12 protein-coding genes and 1 pseudogene are annotated in these 19,236 nt (G+C 46.7%); 10 read left to right on the top strand and 3 right to left on the bottom strand.

Annotated elements, in window-relative coordinates:
* Positions 1 to 62 precede the first annotated feature (62 nt).
* Both dksA and sfsA read right to left on the bottom strand, forming a co-directional pair.
* Complete coding sequence (gene dksA, locus VIC_RS04545) at positions 63 to 509, bottom strand: RNA polymerase-binding protein DksA (RefSeq protein WP_006958112.1); 447 nt, start codon at positions 507 to 509, stop codon at positions 63 to 65.
* 139 nt (positions 510 to 648) lie between these two features.
* The gene (gene sfsA / locus VIC_RS04540) at positions 649 to 1,362 is read right to left on the bottom strand and encodes a DNA/RNA nuclease SfsA (RefSeq protein WP_006958111.1); all 714 of its coding nucleotides are present in this window, start codon (positions 1,360 to 1,362) and stop codon (positions 649 to 651) included.
* A gap of 54 nt (positions 1,363 to 1,416) precedes the next feature.
* Between sfsA and hrpB the strand changes: the two genes are divergently transcribed.
* The 10 genes and pseudogenes from hrpB (at position 1,417) to VIC_RS04490 (ending at position 17,728) form a co-directional block, all read left to right on the top strand.
* Positions 1,417 to 3,873, top strand: coding sequence for an ATP-dependent helicase HrpB (gene hrpB, locus VIC_RS04535; protein WP_039951274.1), 2,457 nt, complete (start codon positions 1,417 to 1,419; stop codon positions 3,871 to 3,873).
* Positions 3,873 to 6,233, top strand: coding sequence for a penicillin-binding protein 1B (gene mrcB / locus VIC_RS04530; protein ID WP_006958109.1), 2,361 nt, complete (start codon positions 3,873 to 3,875; stop codon positions 6,231 to 6,233). Before hrpB ends, mrcB begins: the two co-directional genes overlap by 1 nt.
* Positions 6,234 to 6,354: 121 nt before the next feature.
* On the top strand, positions 6,355 to 8,595 hold the full coding sequence (locus tag VIC_RS04525; protein WP_006958108.1) for a patatin-like phospholipase family protein: 2,241 nt from the start codon (positions 6,355 to 6,357) through the stop codon (positions 8,593 to 8,595).
* Positions 8,596 to 8,892: 297 nt separating this feature from the next.
* Positions 8,893 to 11,483 (top strand): annotated as a pseudogene (acnB, locus tag VIC_RS04520) (bifunctional aconitate hydratase 2/2-methylisocitrate dehydratase).
* A gap of 104 nt (positions 11,484 to 11,587) precedes the next feature.
* Positions 11,588 to 11,959 (top strand): YacL family protein, encoded by a 372-nt coding sequence (locus tag VIC_RS04515; RefSeq protein ID WP_006958107.1) that lies wholly within the window; start codon positions 11,588 to 11,590, stop codon positions 11,957 to 11,959.
* A 189-nt stretch (positions 11,960 to 12,148) separates the two neighbouring features.
* The gene (gene glnK / locus VIC_RS04510) at positions 12,149 to 12,487 is read left to right on the top strand and encodes a P-II family nitrogen regulator (protein ID WP_004742633.1); all 339 of its coding nucleotides are present in this window, start codon (positions 12,149 to 12,151) and stop codon (positions 12,485 to 12,487) included.
* A 26-nt stretch (positions 12,488 to 12,513) separates the two neighbouring features.
* Positions 12,514 to 13,743, top strand: a complete 1,230-nt coding sequence (locus VIC_RS04505; protein WP_039951271.1) for an ammonium transporter — start codon at positions 12,514 to 12,516, stop codon at positions 13,741 to 13,743.
* 154 nt (positions 13,744 to 13,897) lie between these two features.
* Entirely contained in the window at positions 13,898 to 14,911 is a 1,014-nt protein-coding gene (locus VIC_RS04500; RefSeq protein ID WP_006958105.1) for a Fe(3+) ABC transporter substrate-binding protein, read from the top strand.
* 160 nt (positions 14,912 to 15,071) lie between these two features.
* On the top strand, positions 15,072 to 16,697 hold the full coding sequence (locus VIC_RS04495; RefSeq protein ID WP_006958104.1) for an ABC transporter permease: 1,626 nt from the start codon (positions 15,072 to 15,074) through the stop codon (positions 16,695 to 16,697).
* On the top strand, positions 16,697 to 17,728 hold the full coding sequence (locus VIC_RS04490) for an ABC transporter ATP-binding protein (RefSeq protein WP_006958103.1): 1,032 nt from the start codon (positions 16,697 to 16,699) through the stop codon (positions 17,726 to 17,728). The genes VIC_RS04495 and VIC_RS04490 overlap by 1 nt, the downstream gene beginning before the upstream one ends.
* 48 nt (positions 17,729 to 17,776) lie before the next feature.
* Here the strand turns inward: VIC_RS04490 and VIC_RS04485 are convergent, their stop codons facing one another.
* Positions 17,777 to 19,189: a phosphoglucomutase/phosphomannomutase family protein gene (locus VIC_RS04485; RefSeq protein WP_006958102.1), complete on the bottom strand. Its 1,413-nt coding sequence runs from the start codon at positions 19,187 to 19,189 to the stop codon at positions 17,777 to 17,779.
* Positions 19,190 to 19,236 lie beyond the last annotated feature (47 nt).

The raw sequence follows: 19,236 nt of genomic DNA, 5'->3' as shown, positions 1-19,236 counted from the left end.
TGTCGCAATAAAACTAAAAAGGGAGCATACGCTCCCTTGATTCTTTGGTCAAAAGCAGTGGTTTAGCCTTGCATCTGCTTTTCTTTGATCTCGGCCAGAGTCTTACAATCAATACACAGATCTGCAGTTGGGCGAGCTTCCAGACGACGAATACCAATCTCGATACCACAAGAGTCACAGAAGCCAAACTCATCTTCTTCGATTTTGTTCAGCGTTTTCTCGATCTTCTTGATTAGGCGACGTTCGCGGTCACGGTTGCGCAGCTCTAGGCTGAATTCTTCTTCCTGAGACGCACGGTCAACTGGATCTGGGAAATTTGCCGCTTCGTCCTGCATATGGTGAACGGTGCGATCAACTTCTTCCCTGAGCTGGTTGCGCCATGCTGTCAAAATTTTCGTGAAATGAGCCAGTTGCTCTGGTGACATGTACTCTTCACCAGCTTTCTCTGTGTATGGCTCAACCCCTGCAATGGCTAGGATGCCTAGCGCTTTTTTCTTCGATTCTGGCATGCAGCATCTCCTACTAACACCTAGTCAACTGCGCTCGCAGTTAAATTTTAAGGCGGCTATCTATAGCAAAAAGAACAATTCGAGGCAAACTCTAGAGAGTAAACTTGCTGCCTATGTGAAGGCGACATCATTTTTTCTCTCAATAGGTGAAATTGATACGTTCCACCAGCTTCATCTCGGTGTTTGAAAGCTCCGCTTTGTAGCACAAAACTTCCACCCCTTGTTCCTGTGCGCTTTTCAACAATTGTGAATATTTTGCGTCTATATGGTGTGCTGGAGAGACTTTTTCAATCCCTGAATGTAAAACAGTGAACAAAAGTACTGCTCTGCTTCCATTTTGCGCCATTTCTGTGAGCTCTCTCAGGTGCTTTTGACCACGGGTGGTCACAGCATCGGGAAAGTAGCCTTGTCCTTGTTTTTCCTCATCAAGTAGCGTAACGCTTTTCACCTCTATATAGCACGTTGGTAGGTGTTGTGATTTGAGCAAGATATCAATCCGGCTATTTTCACTACCGTATTTGACCTCTGTTTTGAGCTGCTCATAACCTTGTAATTCTTCAATAACACCCGCTTCAATTGCTTCAACCGCCAATTGATTGGCACGTGCAGTGTTGATGCAAATACGATGCCCATTCGAAGTTTGTGTCAGCTCCCAACTATTGGGGTATTTGCGTTTAGGGTTATCGGATGTGGAGTACCAAACGGTGTTGCCGGCAGTCGCACAACCGGTCATTGCCCCTGTGTTGGCACAGTGAATGGTACGTTCGCTGTCATCTGGCAAGGTAATATCAGCCAGAAAGCGCTTGTAGCGCTTAATTAAGATTGCAGATTCGAGTGGGGGATCAAACTTCATTTAGAACTGGATTTATGTACAATATTCACATCATTACACCATAAGGTTTTTCCATTGTCACAGCTGCCTATCGAGAGCGTGATGCATGAGCTACTCTCAAGCGTGCGAACTCGTTCTCAAGTTATCCTCAAAGCTGCGCCCGGTGCCGGTAAATCCACCTACTTTCCTCTGCAATTGCTTCGTGAGAATGTTGTTGAAGGGAAAATCATCATGCTTGAACCCAGACGTCTTGCTGCGCGTAACATCGCTCGTTATTTGGCTCAGCAACTGGGAGAAAATATCGGTCAGCAGGTGGGTTATAGAGTGCGGGGAGAAACCAAAGTAGGCCCAGATACTAAGTTGGAGATTGTGACTGAGGGCATTATGACCCGAATGATCCAGTCAGATCCTGAACTGGATGGTATCTCACTGCTAATTTTTGATGAATTTCATGAACGTAGCATTCATGCCGATACCGCATTGGCATTCAGCCTCGAGATTCAAGAAGCATTTCGTGAGGATCTAAAGCTGGTGGTGATGTCGGCAACACTTGATCAGCGAGCGCTGAGCCAACTGATGCCGGATGCAACATATATTGAATCTCAAGGTCGCAGTTTTCCTGTTGAATATCGCTATCAACCGCTAAAACCAAATGAGCGATTGGAAGAGGTGATGGCTAAGCAAATTGCTTCGCTGCTCAGCAAAGAATCTGGCTCTGTTTTGGCTTTTTTACCTGGTGTTGCGGCAATAAAGCGTGTGGCTGAGAGAATGGGTGACCTGCCAGATAACGTCGAAGTATGCCCTTTGTACGGACAACTTAGTTTTGCTCAGCAGCAAGCGGCAATTCAGTCTGCACCTAACGGTAAACGTAAGGTGGTGCTGGCGACCAATATTGCTGAAACGTCATTAACGATCGAAGGCATTCGTTTGGTTGTGGATGCAGGGTTAGAGCGAGTGGCGAAGTTTGATTTAAAAAGCGGTGTGACAAAACTGGATCAAAGTAGAATTGCGCAATCTTCAGCCGAGCAACGTGCAGGGCGTGCCGGGCGTATTGAGCCGGGGATTTGCCTGCGTCTGTTCAGTGAAAGCCAGTTGAATCAGCAACCAGACGTGCCTCAGGCTGAAATTCTTCACTCAGATTTGGCAGCATTAACATTAGAGTTAGCGCAATGGGGTGCAGCGGATGCCACTGAGCTGAAATGGCTTGATATCCCTCCTCAGATTAGCCTGAATCAATCTCGCCGTTTACTGAACAAACTGGGGCTTTTAGATGACAAACATCAGTTAACCGAACATGGTCGGCTGGCAAGCGAGCTCGGTGTTGAGCCGCGAATCGCTGCGATGTTGATGTACTCTGAGCAACAGTGCTGGAAAAATACCGCCTCAGCGGTGGCTGCTTTAATAGAAGAGCCTGAGCGCAACGTGCTTGATTTCATGCACAGTATTGATTGCTTTAAGCGCGGCCTTCACAGCAAACAGAAAATCGTGCTGCAGCGCGGACAAGCTTTGGCGCGTAAGTTATCTGTGAACTTTTCGCTTGAAGAAGTTGATGAATCTCTAGTCGCAGTGATTTTGGCGACGGCTTTTCCGGACCGTATTGGTCAACTTAGAAAAGGACAGGCGGGTAAATTCTTATTGGCGAACGGTCATGGTGCTGAAATGGCCGATGACGAACGACTCTCGACCGCTGAGTATTTGGTGGTGGCTGATTTGATGCGCAGCCACTCTGATGCTTCTAGAGTTTTTCTCGCAGCAGAACTGGACATAACTGCAATCGAGAAATGGCTTCCTCACTTGATTGAAGAGAAAGAGAGTGTCGATTGGGATGACAACAAAGGGCGATTGATAGCAGAACATCAACGTAACCTTGGGCGATTGGTGATTGAACGTCGTCCACTCCCTGAGCCAGATAAACAAAAAATTACTCAGGCTTTACTCAACTGTGTCCGTCGAAAAGGCTTGGGCGTATTAAACTGGTCAACAAGCAGTCTAGAAACCTTAGAGCGTATTCGCTGCGCAGCTGAATGGTTACCAGAACATCAATGGCCCGGTGTTTCTGATGCAGAATTGTTGGACAATCTAGAACAATGGTTAGAGCCTTATCTAGTTGGAGTAAGTTCACTTAAAGCGCTAGCTAAAGTGGATTTGGAGCCTGCCCTAATGGCTTATATTGCTTGGCCACTCAGTCAGGAAATCGACCAATGGTTACCGACGCACTATATCGTACCTACAGGTTCGAAGAAGAAGATACGTTATCAATTCGGTCAAGAGCCAGTACTTTCGGTGCGAATGCAGGAAATGTTTGGCGAACAGAGGTCGCCTCACATTGCTGAGGGGCGTAAAACCTTAGTGGTGGAATTACTATCCCCAGCACAGCGACCGCTGCAAGTAACGCAGGATTTAGCTAGCTTTTGGGCGGGAGCATACAAAGAAGTGCAAAAAGAAATGAAAGGGCGTTATCCAAAGCACGTTTGGCCAGACGATCCGGCTAACCATATGGCAACGACCAAAACTAAGCGACAACTGAAATAATGACCAAGAAAAAAACACCTGCGAGCAGCAAAGCCAAAACAACTAAGAAGCCAGGTCGCAAAAGGGCGACAGCGAGACGCAAGCCAACAAAAAAAGGCCAACGTAGCTGGTTGAAAATTGTATGGGGAGTAACCTGGAAGCTCGGTTTAGCTGGGTTTGCCTTGCTACTGTTTGTTGGTATTTACTTAGACAGTGTGGTTAAACAACGTTTTGAAGGTCAGTTGTTTGATCTGCCGACCGTGGTTTACGCTCGCATTCTTAACCTCTCTCCGGGTGATTCGATTTCGATTCAGGAAGTTCGCAATGAACTCGATGTGCTCAACTACCGTAAAGTACGTCAGCCCCATTACCCGGGGGAGTATTCGTCGTCGTCAACCAAAATTGAACTGATTCGCCGTCCTTTTGAGTTTACTGATGGGCCTGAGCCTGATCGTCACGTGATGCTGCACTTTGACGGTTCAGGCTTACTTCGCATTCAGTCGCTCGAATCCTCCGGTGATCTTGGCTATTTGCGGATCGAGCCGAAGATGTTGGGGATGTTGGAGAAAAATCATGATGAGCAGCGTCTGTTCTTGAGGCGTGACCAGTTTCCTGAAGTCATGGTTGATGCATTACTGGCTACTGAAGACAGAGACTTTTATCAGCATGATGGAGTTTCACCGTTTGCGATTGCCCGTGCATTAGTTGCCAATGTCAAAGCGGGTCGTACGGTGCAAGGCGGGAGTACCCTGACTCAGCAGCTCGCGAAGAACATCTTTCTCTCCAGTGATCGAACGCTTTGGCGTAAGATCCGTGAAGCCTACATCGCATTGATCATTGATTATCGCTACAGCAAAGATCGTATTCTGGAAGGCTATCTTAATGAAGTGTATTTAGGACAAAGTCGCGGAGAAGCCATTCACGGTTTTGGGTTAGCTTCCCGCTTATACTTTGGGCAGCCGATTCAAGAACTGCGCATTGACCAGCTCGCATTACTGGTGGGTATGGTAAAGGGGCCATCCTACTACAACCCGGTACGCTTTCCTGAGCGAGCCAAAGAGCGTCGAGATTTAGTGCTTCGTCTGATGATGCAGCAGGGGATCTTGAGTGCTAACCAGTACGACATGGCAGCTAGTCGCCCGCTGGACATTCAGGATAACCCTCGTATTGCTAGCCGTCAGCCGGCTTACTTTCAGCAGTTGAAGATTGAGCTGAAAGAGAAAGTTGGTGATGCGTTTCAGTCGGACATTGGTCTCAGGGTGTTTACATCTCTCGATCCGGTTTCTCAACAAGAGCTGGAACAGGCCATTGCCAAGAAAATACCTCAGCTTAGCAAAGTCGCAGGCAAGTCACTCGAAGGGGCAGCGATCGCTGTTGACCGCCATACCGGTGAAATTCGCGCTATGGTCGGGGGTAAACGAACAGGGTACGACGGATTCAATCGTGCGCTTAACGCCAGTCGTCAAATTGGATCGTTAGCCAAACCAGCAGTCTATCTCACCGCTTTGGAGCAGCCTGACAAATACAATCTGGCTACGACTTTGCACGATAAACCGATCAGCCTTAAGGGTTCAAAAGGCAGTGTTTGGTCGCCGCGCAACTATGACCGTAAGTTTCGAGGGGACGTGCCTTTGTATATTGCATTGGCAAAATCTCTCAACGTACCGACAGTGCAGCTAGGTATGCAGCTCGGCATTCGAAATGTTGTCAATACTTTGGAGAAGTTGGGTGTTGACCGAAATGAAATTCGTCCTGTGCCGTCAATGTTCCTTGGTTCCTTCACATTAACGCCATTCCAGGTCGCGCAGATGTATCAGACGTTGACCAATTCGGGTAAGCGGGCGCCCTTGTCTGCGCTGCGTTCGGTGGTCGATTTAGAAGGTAATGCGCTGTATCAGTCACTGCCGCGAATGTCTCAAACTATCGACCAGCAAGCAGCTTGGCTGACGACCTACGCTATGAAACGCGGCGTCTTAGAAGGCACTGGCCGTTATCTCAACAGCCAGTTTGGCTGGGCGGCGTTAGCTGGAAAAACGGGAACCAGTAACGATACGCGTGACAGCTGGTTTGTTGGTGTCGATGGACGCGAAGTAACAACTATCTGGCTTGGTCGAGATGATAATAAGCCAACAAAACTTACGGGTTCCAGCGGTGCGTTACGAGTCTATGCAGAATATCTCAACCACCGCATACCGGAAAAACTGACGTTACCTTGGCCAACGGGAATCAGTACTCTTGGTTTTTCTCATACTGAACAAGGCAGCCTGCAACTGGACTGCGATAATCAGTTTAAGCTGCCAGTTTGGGACACAAACAATGTGCTCAAGCAGCAGTGTGACAGCAAACCCACTCAATGGATTAAGAAAATATTTAGTTGGTAAACAGTTGGTTGTGTCAATAATATAAAGCTATCGGCTTCTGTACGTTTGCGAATGAGACGGGAACTCTAGAGTGAAAAAACTAGTCTGGCTTCTATTTATATCTGCGGTTGTGTTACCACGCATGGCGTTTTCTGATACAGGAGAGCATGTTGCATCAGAACGGCCAAAAATCGCGGTGGTTCTAGCAGGTGGTGGTGCCAAGGGGGCGGCACACATCGGTGTTTTGAAAGCGCTTGAAGAGCTCAGAATTCCTGTCGACTATATAACGGGTACCAGCATGGGGGCCTATGTGGGCGGCTTGTACGCAACAGGCATGAGTGCGGATGAAATTGAAAGCCTGACTGAGACCATAGATTGGAACAGTGGCTACCGTGATCGGGTTGATCGTAGCCAACGTCGTGTACGCGACAAAGAATACGAAGACCGATTCCAGCTGACGACAGATTTAGGTCTCGGCTGGAGCGGAGTGCGTGCCGCGCGCGGTATTGTGCAAGGGCAGGGGATGCTCAGAATTCTGCGTGAGTCGTCAGGCAACCTTCCACCGTTTGAGTCTTTCGATGAACTCGCCATTCCTTATCGCTCAGTCGCAACCGACATTCTGGAGCTCAAACCTGTTGTTATAAAAAACGGCTACCTTGTTGATGCTATGATGGCCAGTATGTCGGTTCCGGGGGCGTTACCGCCTTACGAACTCAATGGTCAGCTTCTGGTGGATGGCGGTGTAACCAACAACATGCCTGTCAATGTTGCACGAGATCTAGGCGCAGATATCGTTATTGCGGTTGATATTAGTACCGATTACAAAGACGAAGAAGACTTCACAACGTTGTTCACCGTAGCGGATCAACTGTCGAATTATTTAGTGCGTAGCACGACTAATCGTCAAGCCAAAACGCTGACGGAAGACGATGTTTTCCTTAAGCCTCAAGTTGGCGATATGGAAACGACAGAGTTTGACAAGATGCCCGAAGCGTTTAAAAAGGGTTATCAAATTGCCATTCAAAACCAAGAATTACTCAAACGCTACAGCGTGTCTTCATCTGAGTATCAGGATTACGTTGATCACAAAGAGGATGTACGCAGAAAACTGAGGTATGGCGATGAAATTAAGGTCGATAAAGTCGTTATCCATAACCACACTCATTACAGTGATGATGTACTGAAAAAGCACTTGGATCTTGATTCGGGTCATCGCTATAAAACGTCCGAAGTCGAGCAGGGTGTTCAGAACCTTTATGCGCTGGATCGTTTTGAATTGATTACTTATCGCTATGACAAAATTGACGATCTAGATGCCTTGATTGTTAACGTCAAAGAAAAGTCTTGGGGGCCGAATTATGTGAACTTCCGTTTCTTCCTTGAAGATGACTTTGACACTGACAGCCAGTACGCGATAGGGATATCGACCAATTTTACTGATCTGAATGAATACGGTGCAGAGTTTACCCTCAATGTTGAAATGGGCACGGATAAACTCTTAGAAGGTGAGCTTTACAGTCCGTTATTTTCCAGTTCAGATCTCTTTACCACTTTGGGTATTACTTTTAGCAATGAGAAGGTCAATGTGCCACCAGATGGGGGCGATGTACCGTCACTAAAAGCGACTCAAGATTTTATCCCGATATCTTTCACTGAATGGGAGTCTGAGTGGGCTATTGGTTACCAAGATACCTTGTGGCGCCGATTTAAAGTCGGTGTCAGATACACTGATGGTTCTGGAGAACTCGCGTCGCTGCCATCACTAGGCGATGTTTCATTTAAGAGATTAGGCGCATTTGCCAATTATCGCATTGACACCTTAGATAACTACAGTTTGCCCAGTCGGGGTTTGTACCTGAATCTGGATTACTTAGTGTCACATGATGAAAGCGTCGGAAGTCCAGGCAGTGTCTTCGATGGTCATGACGAAGATACTGCTTATGAATATGGCGCTAAGATCATCTATGCCAATAGCTTTTCTCGCCATACTTTGGTCGCAAACCTCGACGTTGGAGTGGTAGAAAGTAAAAACTCCTCTCTTATTATCGACCCCAAAGAGCTCGGCGGCTTTCTCAATTTATCAGGTATTCCACGTAACAGCTTGATTGGTCAGAACAAAGCATTTGGTAGCTTGGTGTACCGTTATCGCTGGTTTGACAATGATTTTGGTCTGTTCTCTTCCCCGTTTTATTTGGGGGCATCGTTTGAATACGGCGGTGTGTGGTCAGATCCAAGCGTCAAGCTTGATACCGCACCACTATATGCCGCGGGCTCAGTGTTTGCGGGGGTTGACTCCCCAGTTGGGCCAGTCATGTTTGGTTATGGTCGAACAGAACAAAACTTCGATTCTATATACCTGATTATAGGGACGAGCTTTAAATAGTTATTCAATAATTGATTTCGTCAATCTCCCATTCTCAAAGCAGGGAATTGACGGAATTAAGCAAGGAAAATCATAGAACTTTAGTCTTAAGTTGCTATGTTGGTCAAAATGATGAGATTTTAATTTATCGTTAAATTTGCTATTCTACCGCCCACAGTTTGGCCTCTCTGGCACTGTTTCTCACTCAAAATGAATGAAAAATATGGCAAAAGGAGAGCCAAGTTTCCAAGGATGTTCACTTCGTTACGTTGAATAATAGTAATAATAACGGAGGAACCGCAATGAGAGGAAAAAGTCGTGCTTGAAGCCTACCGTAAACACGTCGCAGAGCGTGCTGCTGAAGGAGTTGTTCCTAAACCACTAGACGCCGAGCAAGTTGCTGGTCTTGTCGAACTTCTGAAAAATCCCCCTCAAGGTGAAGAAGCTGTAATTCTTGACCTACTAGAGAATCGTATCCCACCTGGCGTAGATGAAGCTGCATATGTCAAAGCAGGTTTTCTGACGGCTATTACCAAAGGCGAAGTGGAATCACCACTGGTAAGTCGTGAAAAAGCAGCTGAGCTGTTGGGTACGATGCAGGGCGGCTACAATATTGCTCCGCTAGTTGACCTTCTTGATGATGACGCTTTGGCATCTATTGCTGCAAAAGCACTGTCTCACACTCTACTTATGTTTGATGCTTTCTACGACGTAGAAGAGAAAGCGAAAGCAGGTAACACTTACGCACAGCAAGTACTGCAATCTTGGGCTGATGCTGAGTGGTTTACCTCTAAAGAAAAAGTAGCAGAAAAAATTACCGTTAAAGTATTCAAAGTCACTGGTGAAACTAACACTGATGACTTGTCTCCGGCGCCTGATGCATGGTCACGTCCAGATATCCCAGTGCACGCGAAAGCGATGCTTAAAATGGAGCGTGACGGTATCAACCCAGATCAACCGGGTAGCGTTGGTCCAATCAATCAAATTGAAGAGCTGCAAAAAGATGGTATTCCATTGGCTTACGTCGGTGATGTCGTGGGTACAGGTTCTTCACGTAAGTCGGCTACGAACTCTGTGCTTTGGTTCATGGGTGAAGATATCCCTTACGTTCCAAATAAGCGCACAGGCGGTATCTGTTTAGGCGGTAAGATTGCACCAATCTTCTACAACACGATGGAAGATTCTGGTGCGCTTCCAATCGAACTTAATGTGCAAGACATGAACATGGGTGATGTGATTGAAATTTACCCGTATGAAGGTGTTGTACGTAAAGATGGCGCAGAAATCTCAAACTTTGAGCTGAGCAAGGTACTTCTTGATGAAGTGCGTGCTGGTGGTCGTATCCCGCTGATCATTGGTCGTGGCCTAACAAGTCGTGCTCGTACTTCACTAGGTCTTGAAGAAACTGATCTGTTTGCTAAGCCTGTAGACCCCGTCCTCTTCTAACAAAGGTTACACACTGGCTCAGAAAGATGGTCGGTAAAGCATGTGGCGTTGAAGGTGTTCGTGCAGGTCAATACTGTGAGCCTAAGATGACCACCGTAGGTTCTCAGGATACAACAGGCCCTATGACGCGTGATGAGCTAAAAGACCTTGCGTGTCTTGGCTTCTCGGCTGATCTAGTGATGCAGTCTTTCTGTCATACTTCTGCGTATCCAAAACCAGTCGACGTAAACACGCACCATACTCTGCCTGATTTCATCATGAACCGTGGTGGTGTTTCTCTTCGTCCAGGCGATGGCGTTATCCACTCATGGCTAAACCGTATGCTTCTTCCTGATACTGTTGGTACAGGTGGTGACTCACATACTCGTTTCCCTCTAGGTATTTCATTCCCAGCTGGTTCTGGTCTAGTTGCGTTTGCTGCAGCGACAGGTGTTATGCCTCTGGATATGCCAGAATCAATCTTGGTTCGCTTTAAAGGTGAAATGCAGCCAGGTATCACACTACGTGACTTGGTTCATGCGATTCCTTACTACGCAATTCAGCAAGGTCTATTGACGGTTGAGAAAGCAGGTAAGATCAACGAATTCTCTGGCCGTGTACTTGAAATCGAAGGTGTTGAACACCTAACCGTAGAGCAGGCATTTGAGCTTTCAGATGCTTCTGCAGAGCGTTCAGCGGCAGGTTGTACAGTTAAGCTGTCTCAAGAGTCGATTGAAGAGTACCTAAGCTCGAACATCACCATGCTTAAATGGATGATTTCTGAAGGTTACGGTGACCGTCGTACTATTGAGCGTCGTATCACGGCGATGGAAGAGTGGTTGGCGAATCCTGAGTTGATGGAAGCAGACGCAGATGCGGAATACGCTCACATCATTGAAATTGACCTAGCAGAAATTGATCAGCCAATTCTATGTGCTCCAAACGATCCGGATGATGCCCGTCTACTCTCTGAAGTTCAGGGTACAAACATCGATGAAGTCTTCATCGGTTCTTGTATGACTAACATCGGTCACTTCCGTGCTGCAGGTAAGCTGCTAGAGCAATTCGGTGGTCAGTTAGATACTCGCCTCTGGGTTGCGCCACCAACGAAGATGGACCGCGATCAGCTAACTGAAGAAGGTTACTACGGTATTTACGGCCGTGCTGGCGTGCGTATTGAAACGCCAGGGTGTTCACTATGTATGGGTAACCAGGCACGTGTGGCAGATAAGGCGACAGTAATGTCGACTTCGACACGTAACTTCCCGAACCGTTTAGGTACTGGTGCTAACGTTTATCTAGCTTCTGCTGAGCTTTCGGCAGTTGGTGCGATTCTAGGTAAGATTCCAACCAAGGAAGAGTATCTAGAGTACGCTAAGCAAATCGATGCGACAGCAGCAGACACATACCGTTACTTGAACTTCCATAAGATGGATCAGTACACCAAGAAAGCGGATTCAGTGATTTTCCAAGAGCCTGCATAAGCGCTTAGAAAGGATGATGAAAGCGTCTGCCTCGGCAGGCGCTTTTTTTGTGCTTTTAGGATTGTCTCTATATACTCTGCGCTCCGTTTTCATGAGGCAGCACGATGGAATTTGAATTTATCCGCAATACATTGATGGGCGAATACTACGTTAAGTCGAGTATGGGTCATGAAATTGTTGGTCGCTGGTTGCAGGAAGAGATCGGTAAGGATTGGCAGAAGATAGAGCAGGTCGAGTCTATGCTAGTCGCTGTACACCAGTCTCCACTTCAGGAACACACTATGCTGGGTACTGAGATTTCCATCTCTATTCATGGTGATGAAGTCACCATTCAGGAGAATGTGTTGGCGCATGGAGAAGCGATGGCAGAAGACAGCGAGTTTGATTTTTATGACAGTGAGAGTACGGCCTGTTGTGGCTTAGATGACTTTGAGCTGTTAATTGATCAATGGAAAGAGTTTCTGACCACCAAATAGATCTGCACTGATATAGTGAAGAATGAAATCATTGCCTCATTATTGTGATAAAGGCGCACCATAACGGTGCGCCTTTTTGCGTTTTTGGCTCCCTGCGACTGATAAATCATTATTTATCAGTATCTTAATAAGTTGGCATGTCACTTGGATTATAAAAATAAAAAGGATGACAGCTTCAGAGAGGATGCGATGAAACTTATTAATGCGATTATCAAACCATTCAAATTAGACGATGTTCGAGAAGCACTTGCTGATGTCGGTATCGAAGGTATGACGGTATCAGAAGTGAAAGGGTTTGGGCGTCAGAAAGGCCACACCGAGCTTTATCGTGGTGCAGAGTACCAAGTGGATTTCTTACCCAAGGTAAAACTAGAAATCGCGACACAAGCTGAAAATGTAGACCGCGTGATTGAAGCTGTATCTAAAGCGGCGCACACCGGAAAAATCGGTGACGGAAAAATCTTTGTCTACGACCTGAGCCAAGCAGTACGTATTCGTACTGGCGAAATGGACGCTGAGGCACTTTAAGAATTCAAAGGACTGGAGACATTAAAATGGAATTAACAACTACAGTAACGGAATTACGTTACGCACTGGACACTTTTTTCTTCCTCATTTCAGGTGCGTTAGTAATGTGGATGGCAGCCGGTTTTGCCATGCTTGAAGCGGGCTTAGTTCGTTCAAAGAACACCACTGAGATCTTAACCAAAAACGTTTGTCTATACGCGATCGCATGTACCATGTACTTGGTGGTTGGTTACAACATCATGTATGTCGACAATGGCGAAGGCGGCTGGCTACCTTCATTTGGTGCACTGATTGGAACACAAGGGGAAGGTGCAGACCATTCATTAGAATCTGACTTCTTCTTCCAGGTGGTGTTTGTTGCAACTGCTATGTCTGTTGTGTCTGGTGCAGTCGCAGAGCGGATGAAACTGTGGTCATTCCTTATTTTCTCAATGGTACTTACGGCATTTATCTACCCAATGGAAGGTTACTGGACTTGGGGTGGAGGCTTCCTGTCAGAAGCGGGCTTCAGTGACTTTGCAGGCTCAGGCATTGTACATATGGCGGGTGCAGCCGCTGCATTAGCAGGCGTATTACTACTAGGTGCTCGTAAAGGAAAATACGGTAAAAATGGTGAGATTTACCCAATTCCGGGTTCGAACATGCCTCTTGCAACACTGGGTACCTTTATCCTTTGGTTCGGTTGGTTTGGTTTCAACGGTGGCTCTCAGTTGATGGTTTCTGACTTTGAGAATGCAACGGCAGTAGGTCAAATCTTCCTCAACACAAATGCAGCAGCAGCGGCTGGCGCAATTGCAGCACTTCTTGTGTGTAAAACTACGTGGGGTAAAGCAGACCTGACGATGATCCTCAACGGTGCACTGGCTGGTCTGGTTGCAATTACTGCGGACCCATTGTCTCCATCTCCTATCTATGCAGTAGCTATTGGTGCAGTATCAGGTGCGCTAGTTGTGTTCAGCATCATTGCTCTTGATAAGCTTAAGATTGACGATCCAGTGGGTGCGATTTCGGTACACGGTGTGTGTGGTTTCTTCGGCTTGATGGTTGTGCCACTGAGTAATGGTGATGCAACGTTTGGTGCTCAGCTATTGGGGGCGGCGGTTATATTTGCTTGGGTATTCGGTGCAAGTCTTGCTGTATGGGCTATTCTGAAAGCAACTATTGGTATCCGAGTGTCTGAAGATGAAGAATTGGAAGGCATGGACATGCACGATTGTGGTGTTGGTGCATATCCTGAATTTGTGACTGTGAAGTAAGTCAGAGCAAGACATAAACTGTTACAAATAAAATACTCAAAAACCTGCTCTACTGGGCAGGTTTTTTTGTTTTGTGTCATTGTTTTCTAAATTATCATGAATATAATAACGCAACTGATAAACGTTATCATTACGAAGTTAAAGGACTGAACCAATGAAAAAACTGCTGACTCTTTCTGCTTTAGCATGTGCAACATTAGCACCGACTGCGATGGCTGCTGAAGAAGTGAACGTCTACTCTTACCGTCAACCTTTCCTAGTTGAACCTATGTTCAACGAGTTCACTAAAGAAACAGGCATCAAAGTAAACGTTAAGTTCGCAAAGAAAGGCCTAGCAGAGAAACTAGCTCAAGAAGGTGAGTACAGCCCAGCTGACGTGATTCTTACCGTAGACATCAGCCGCTTGTCTGAGCTAACTAAGCAAGGTTTGGTTCAGTCTGTAGAAAGCGCTGTTCTTGAAGAGAACATTCCAGCTCAGTACCAAGATGCTGACAATGAGTGGTTTGCTCTAACAACTCGTACTCGTAGCGTTTACTCTTCACGTGACCGTGTTGGTAAGCTAGGTGATGATTTCACGTATGCTGATCTAGCTAAGCCTGAGTTCAAAGGCAAAATCTGTACTCGTAGTGGTAAGCACCCTTACAACGTTTCTCTAGTCTCTTCTATGATTGCTCATAAAGGTGAAGCGGAAACTAAAGAGTGGCTAGAAGGTGTTAAAGCTAACCTAGCGCGTAAACCTCAAGGTAACGACCGAGCACAGGTTAAAGCGATCAAAGAAGGTCTATGTGACGTTTCTCTGGGTAACAGCTACTACCTAGGTAAGATGGTTAACGATAAAGAGCAGAAAGCGTGGGCTGATGCTGTTTACATTAACTTCCCTAACCAGAACACAACTGGTACTCACGTAAACATCTCTGGTATGGCAATGGCTAAGTACTCTCCGAACAAAGAGAACGCACTTAAGCTGATGGAATTCCTAGCGGGTGATAAAGCTCAAAGCATGTACGCTGAAGTGAACTACGAGTACCCAGTGAAAGAAGGCGTTAAGCGTTCTGATCTAGTAGCGTCTTGGGGCGACTTCAAAGCTGATACTATTTCTCTAGATGAAATTGCTGATCACCATGCAGCAGCAATCAAGCTTCTTGATGAAGTGAAGTTCGACCTGTAATCGTTCGACGCTTTATATACACAGCCTCAAGTCGCTCTTTTACAAGGGTAACTTGAGGTTGTTTGTTTATAAGGGTATAACAGACCCTTAAGCGTGTTAAAGGTATATGAGATGTATTAGCAAGTGCATTTGATTGATGTATACCTGTGATTGTTAGGCGATGAAAGAAAATAATTATTTATGGAAAACCAGTAGTGGGACGTTAGCCCTGCTACTGGTTTTGCCGATCTTAGCGATATTCCTTACCTCTATCGGCGAGACGGATGACCTGTTCTCGCATCTGATGTCGACGGTAATGCCAACCTATACCTTTAACACGGTAGTCTTGGCCGCAGGTACAATGGCTCTGTCCCTAGTTTTTGGTATTCCTTCTGCTTGGATTATGGCCATGTGCCGGATACCCAGCGAGCGGATTTTACAATGGGCCTTAGTGTTGCCGCTGGCCATGCCGGGCTACATCGTTGGTTACATCTTTACTGATTGGCTCGACTTTGCCGGACCAGTACAAATCTTGCTGCGTGATTTAACAGGTTGGGGTCCCGGAGATTATTGGTTCCCTGATATCAGAACTTTGACTGGCGCTATCATCGTGCTGGCATTGGTGCTTTACCCTTACGTTTATCTACTGTGTCGTGCTGCATTTATGGAGCAAAATGTCTCTTTGCTGCAATCAGCGCGCTTGCTGAAATGTTCTCCTTGGGAAAGTTTCCGTCGTATCTCGCTTCCACTCGTTCGCCCTTCAATCGCCGTTGGCCTCTCGCTAGTCGCAATGGAAACCATTGGTGACTTTGGTACGGTGAGCTATTTTGCCGTCAACACGCTGACTACTGCGGTTTACGATACCTGGCTAGGTTACTCAAGCTTGACTGCGGCCGCTAAGATTTCCGCCATTATGTTGGTGTTTGTGATTCTCCTGCTTAGCGCAGAGCGTTATAGCCGCCGCAAACAAAAACTATTCCAGAATCAGTTCAGTAGCCGAGAAGATTTTCGCTACGAGTTAACTGGCTGGAAGAAGTGGCTGGCGCTGACCTGGTGCTGGGGACTGGTCGCGATTGCATTCTTGTTCCCGTTGATGCAACTGGTGATCTACGCTTATAAGTATTTTGCACAGAGCTGGACACCGGAATTCAGAGAGTATGCGCTGAATAGCCTCTACGTTTCGCTATCGGCGGCCGTCATTGGTGTGATTGTCGCGGTCATTGTGAATTTTTATAATCGCTTAGCAGCTAACCGTCAGGGGCTGGCGTTTATGCGCTTGTCTTCGATGGGGTACGCGGTACCAGGTACTGTTCTGGCGATCGGGGTAATGGTCCCTGTTTTGTTTATGGACCACTTGGTTAATGACATTGCTAAATTTATGCAATGGGGTAGGCCGGGGTTAATTTTTTCTGGCTCAATGTTTGCACTTATTTTTGCCTTGGTCGTCCGATTCTCTGCAGTCGCAATCGGCAGTATTGAAAGCAGCTTAAATAAGGTTTCGCCCTCTCTGGATATGGCTTCTCGCACTATGGGGTGCAATTCCAATCAGATGTTGTGGCGAGTACATTTCCCGCTGATTCGCCGTGGTGCCTTGATTGCCGGTTTGTTGGTTTTTATTGAATCAATGAAAGAGCTGAATGCTGCGCTGCTGCTTAGGCCGTTCAACTTTGAAACATTGGCAACCTATGTCTACAACTTTGCCTCTGACGAACAACTCGAATTGGCAGCCCTACCTGCGGTGCTGCTGGTATTAGTCGGATTGATTCCCTTAGTTATGGTTAACCGTTCACTGGAGCATACACACTGATGAGCTGTGCATTATCAATCAATAACTTAACCTGTAAGTACGACGAACAGACAACGGTGCTGGAATCTCTGTCGCTAGAGGTGGAACACGGTGAGATTGTTTGCTTACTGGGCGCGAGTGGTTGCGGGAAGACCACTTTACTTAAAGCGATTGCGGGCTTATTACCGCTCAGTTCAGGCTCAATGAGTTTGAATTGTATGACGATTGACGACGGTAAACACTGGCTGCCGCCTGAGCAGCGCAATATAGGCATGATCTTTCAGGATTACGCGCTCTTTCCACACTTAACCGTTGAGGAAAATGTGGCGTTTGGTCTCAAGACGCTGGCTAACGGTGACAGAAAAGCCAAAGTCGCGGAAATGCTTGATCTGGTTCATCTGACAGGTTTTGGAGAGCGTTATCCGCATCAGTTGTCCGGTGGGCAGCAGCAGCGTGTTGCTATTGCTCGCTCATTGGCGTACAAGCCAGACTTACTGCTGTTAGACGAACCCTTTTCTAACATTGATACTCAGGTTCGTCACGAGTTGATTGCGGAAATCCGTAAGATCTTCAAGAAGCATGGCGTCACGGCGATCTTTGTCACTCACAGTCGGGAAGAGGCGTTTGCCTTTGCTGATAAGATGGCGGTGATGAACCACGGTGTGATTGAACAATACGGTACGGCGAGTGAGCTTTACTATCAGCCTTCGAGCAAGTTTGTCGCAGATTTTTTAGGTGGTGGCAGCTACCTGATCGCGAAGCGTGTGTCTGAGTCTGAGTTTGAAACTGAGCTAGGTTTGGTTGAAGCACAAGCTCAGCAAGAAATTCAGCTACAAGCGGAATGTGAGCTGTTGCTGCGTCCACAGCATGTTCAGATCAGTGCGACTGAGGAGAGCAGTGTGACGGTCTTGGAGCAACAGTTTATGGGTGACCATTGCCGTTATGTGATTGATGCCAGTGGTAGCCGATTGTTGGCCAGCTCAGCGGAGCCACTGTCGATAGGTCAACCTGTCTCGGTCAAAGTTGAAACGCAAGGCGTATTGGCTTTTTAAATAACAAAACACCCAGCAAATCGCTGGGTGTTTTGATCTCTAGGCTAGTTACAGTTGTAAGAATGATTTGAACTGCTCAACGATGCCTTCTGCGGTCTCCTTGTCAGCCATCTCGGCAAAGATACGCAGAAGAGGCTCGGTACCAGAGAAGCGGGCAATTACCCAACCGCCATTTTTGAAATAGACTTTAGCGCCATCTTCGTAGCTCACGCGTTCAATTTCAAACTCAAACTGTGGTAGTTGCTTCTCGACATATATCTTGTGATGCAGTGCCTGCTTTTGTCCGGCTTTAAAGCTACAGTCTCCTTCAGCCGTATAGGCGTAGCCGTATTTGGTATAGATTTCATCAAGCAGCTCAGAAAGCTTTTTGCCTGTCACTGAAATCATCTCAACCAGCAGACTGGAGGCAAACACGCCATCTTTACCTTTGATATGGCCGCGAATGGTCAAACCGCCCGAGCTTTCACCACCGATCAACGAATCATCGGCTTCCATTTGCGAGCTGATGTGCTTAAAACCGACGGGTACTTCAAAGCTCTTCTCACCGTGGTCTGCTGCTATTTTGTCGAGGATATGAGTGGTCGCAATGTTACGAACTACGGAGCCAGACCAGCCTTTGTACTCAAGCAAATAGTAGTAAAGCAGGATCAGCACTTCATTAGGGTGAATAAAGTGGCCTTTTTCGTCGATGATACCGAGACGATCAGCGTCACCATCAGTACCAATACCAATATCGTAACCTTGCTCTGCAACAAGATGTTTTAGACGATATAAAGTGGCAGCGCTGGGAGACGGCATCAAGCCACCAAAGTCAGGATTTTTGCCATCGTTAATCACATCAACGTCACAGCGGCCATTGATTAATACTGTTTGCAGCGCGTTTTTAGCCACCCCAAACATAGGATCAATCAATACACGTAAATTGGCTTTTTTGATCGCTTCTATGTCGATAAAGTCGATGATCGAGTCGACGAATTCGTTCATTGGGTTAATGATCGTAATCAGTTTATCTTCAACCGCCTGATCAAACTCTACGCTTTGCACTTTATCGCCAGTTAAAGCTGCAATTTGAGCTTCGATCTTTTCAGTGATTATCTCATCCGCATCACGGCCCCCTTCAATAAAGACTTTAATGCCGTTGTAATCTGCTGGGTTGTGGGACGCAGTAATGCATGCCGAGTAGGCACAGCCCATTGCTTTGGCTTTAAACATCACAATTGGAGTCGGTACAAATTTGTCGATGAAACTGACGGGTATATTGTTAGCGGCAAGCACCTCGGCGAACCAGCGACCCGCTTTGTCGGATAAAAAACGACGGTCGTAACCAATAATGAATCCTTTGTCGGCGACTTTCTCATTGTTGATGATGTTTGCCAGCGCTTGAGCAACCAAGCGAACATTGTCTTTGGTAAACTCTTCACCGATAAATGCGCGCCAGCCGCCAGTACCAAACTTAATCATTGCTTTAATCCTTTATTCAACAAAAGAGCCTCTGTGAGAGGCTCATT

Origin of the sequence: Vibrio coralliilyticus ATCC BAA-450, from assembly GCF_000176135.1 — a bacterium.
Lineage (GTDB): Bacteria > Pseudomonadota > Gammaproteobacteria > Enterobacterales > Vibrionaceae > Vibrio > Vibrio coralliilyticus.
This window is presented reverse-complemented; position numbering and strand designations above follow the sequence as displayed.

Coding starts and splice junctions, on each gene's coding strand:
- glnK (WP_004742633.1), top strand. CDS start 12,149: ATGAAACTTATTAATGCGATTATCAAACCATTCAAATTAGACGATGTT.
- VIC_RS04505 (WP_039951271.1), top strand. CDS start 12,514: ATGGAATTAACAACTACAGTAACGGAATTACGTTACGCACTGGACACT.
- mrcB (WP_006958109.1), top strand. CDS start 3,873: ATGACCAAGAAAAAAACACCTGCGAGCAGCAAAGCCAAAACAACTAAG.
- VIC_RS04525 (WP_006958108.1), top strand. CDS start 6,355: ATGGCGTTTTCTGATACAGGAGAGCATGTTGCATCAGAACGGCCAAAA.
- VIC_RS04495 (WP_006958104.1), top strand. CDS start 15,072: ATGAAAGAAAATAATTATTTATGGAAAACCAGTAGTGGGACGTTAGCC.
- dksA (WP_006958112.1), bottom strand. CDS start 509: ATGCCAGAATCGAAGAAAAAAGCGCTAGGCATCCTAGCCATTGCAGGG.
- VIC_RS04490 (WP_006958103.1), top strand. CDS start 16,697: ATGAGCTGTGCATTATCAATCAATAACTTAACCTGTAAGTACGACGAA.
- sfsA (WP_006958111.1), bottom strand. CDS start 1,362: ATGAAGTTTGATCCCCCACTCGAATCTGCAATCTTAATTAAGCGCTAC.
- VIC_RS04515 (WP_006958107.1), top strand. CDS start 11,588: ATGGAATTTGAATTTATCCGCAATACATTGATGGGCGAATACTACGTT.
- VIC_RS04500 (WP_006958105.1), top strand. CDS start 13,898: ATGAAAAAACTGCTGACTCTTTCTGCTTTAGCATGTGCAACATTAGCA.
- VIC_RS04485 (WP_006958102.1), bottom strand. CDS start 19,189: ATGATTAAGTTTGGTACTGGCGGCTGGCGCGCATTTATCGGTGAAGAG.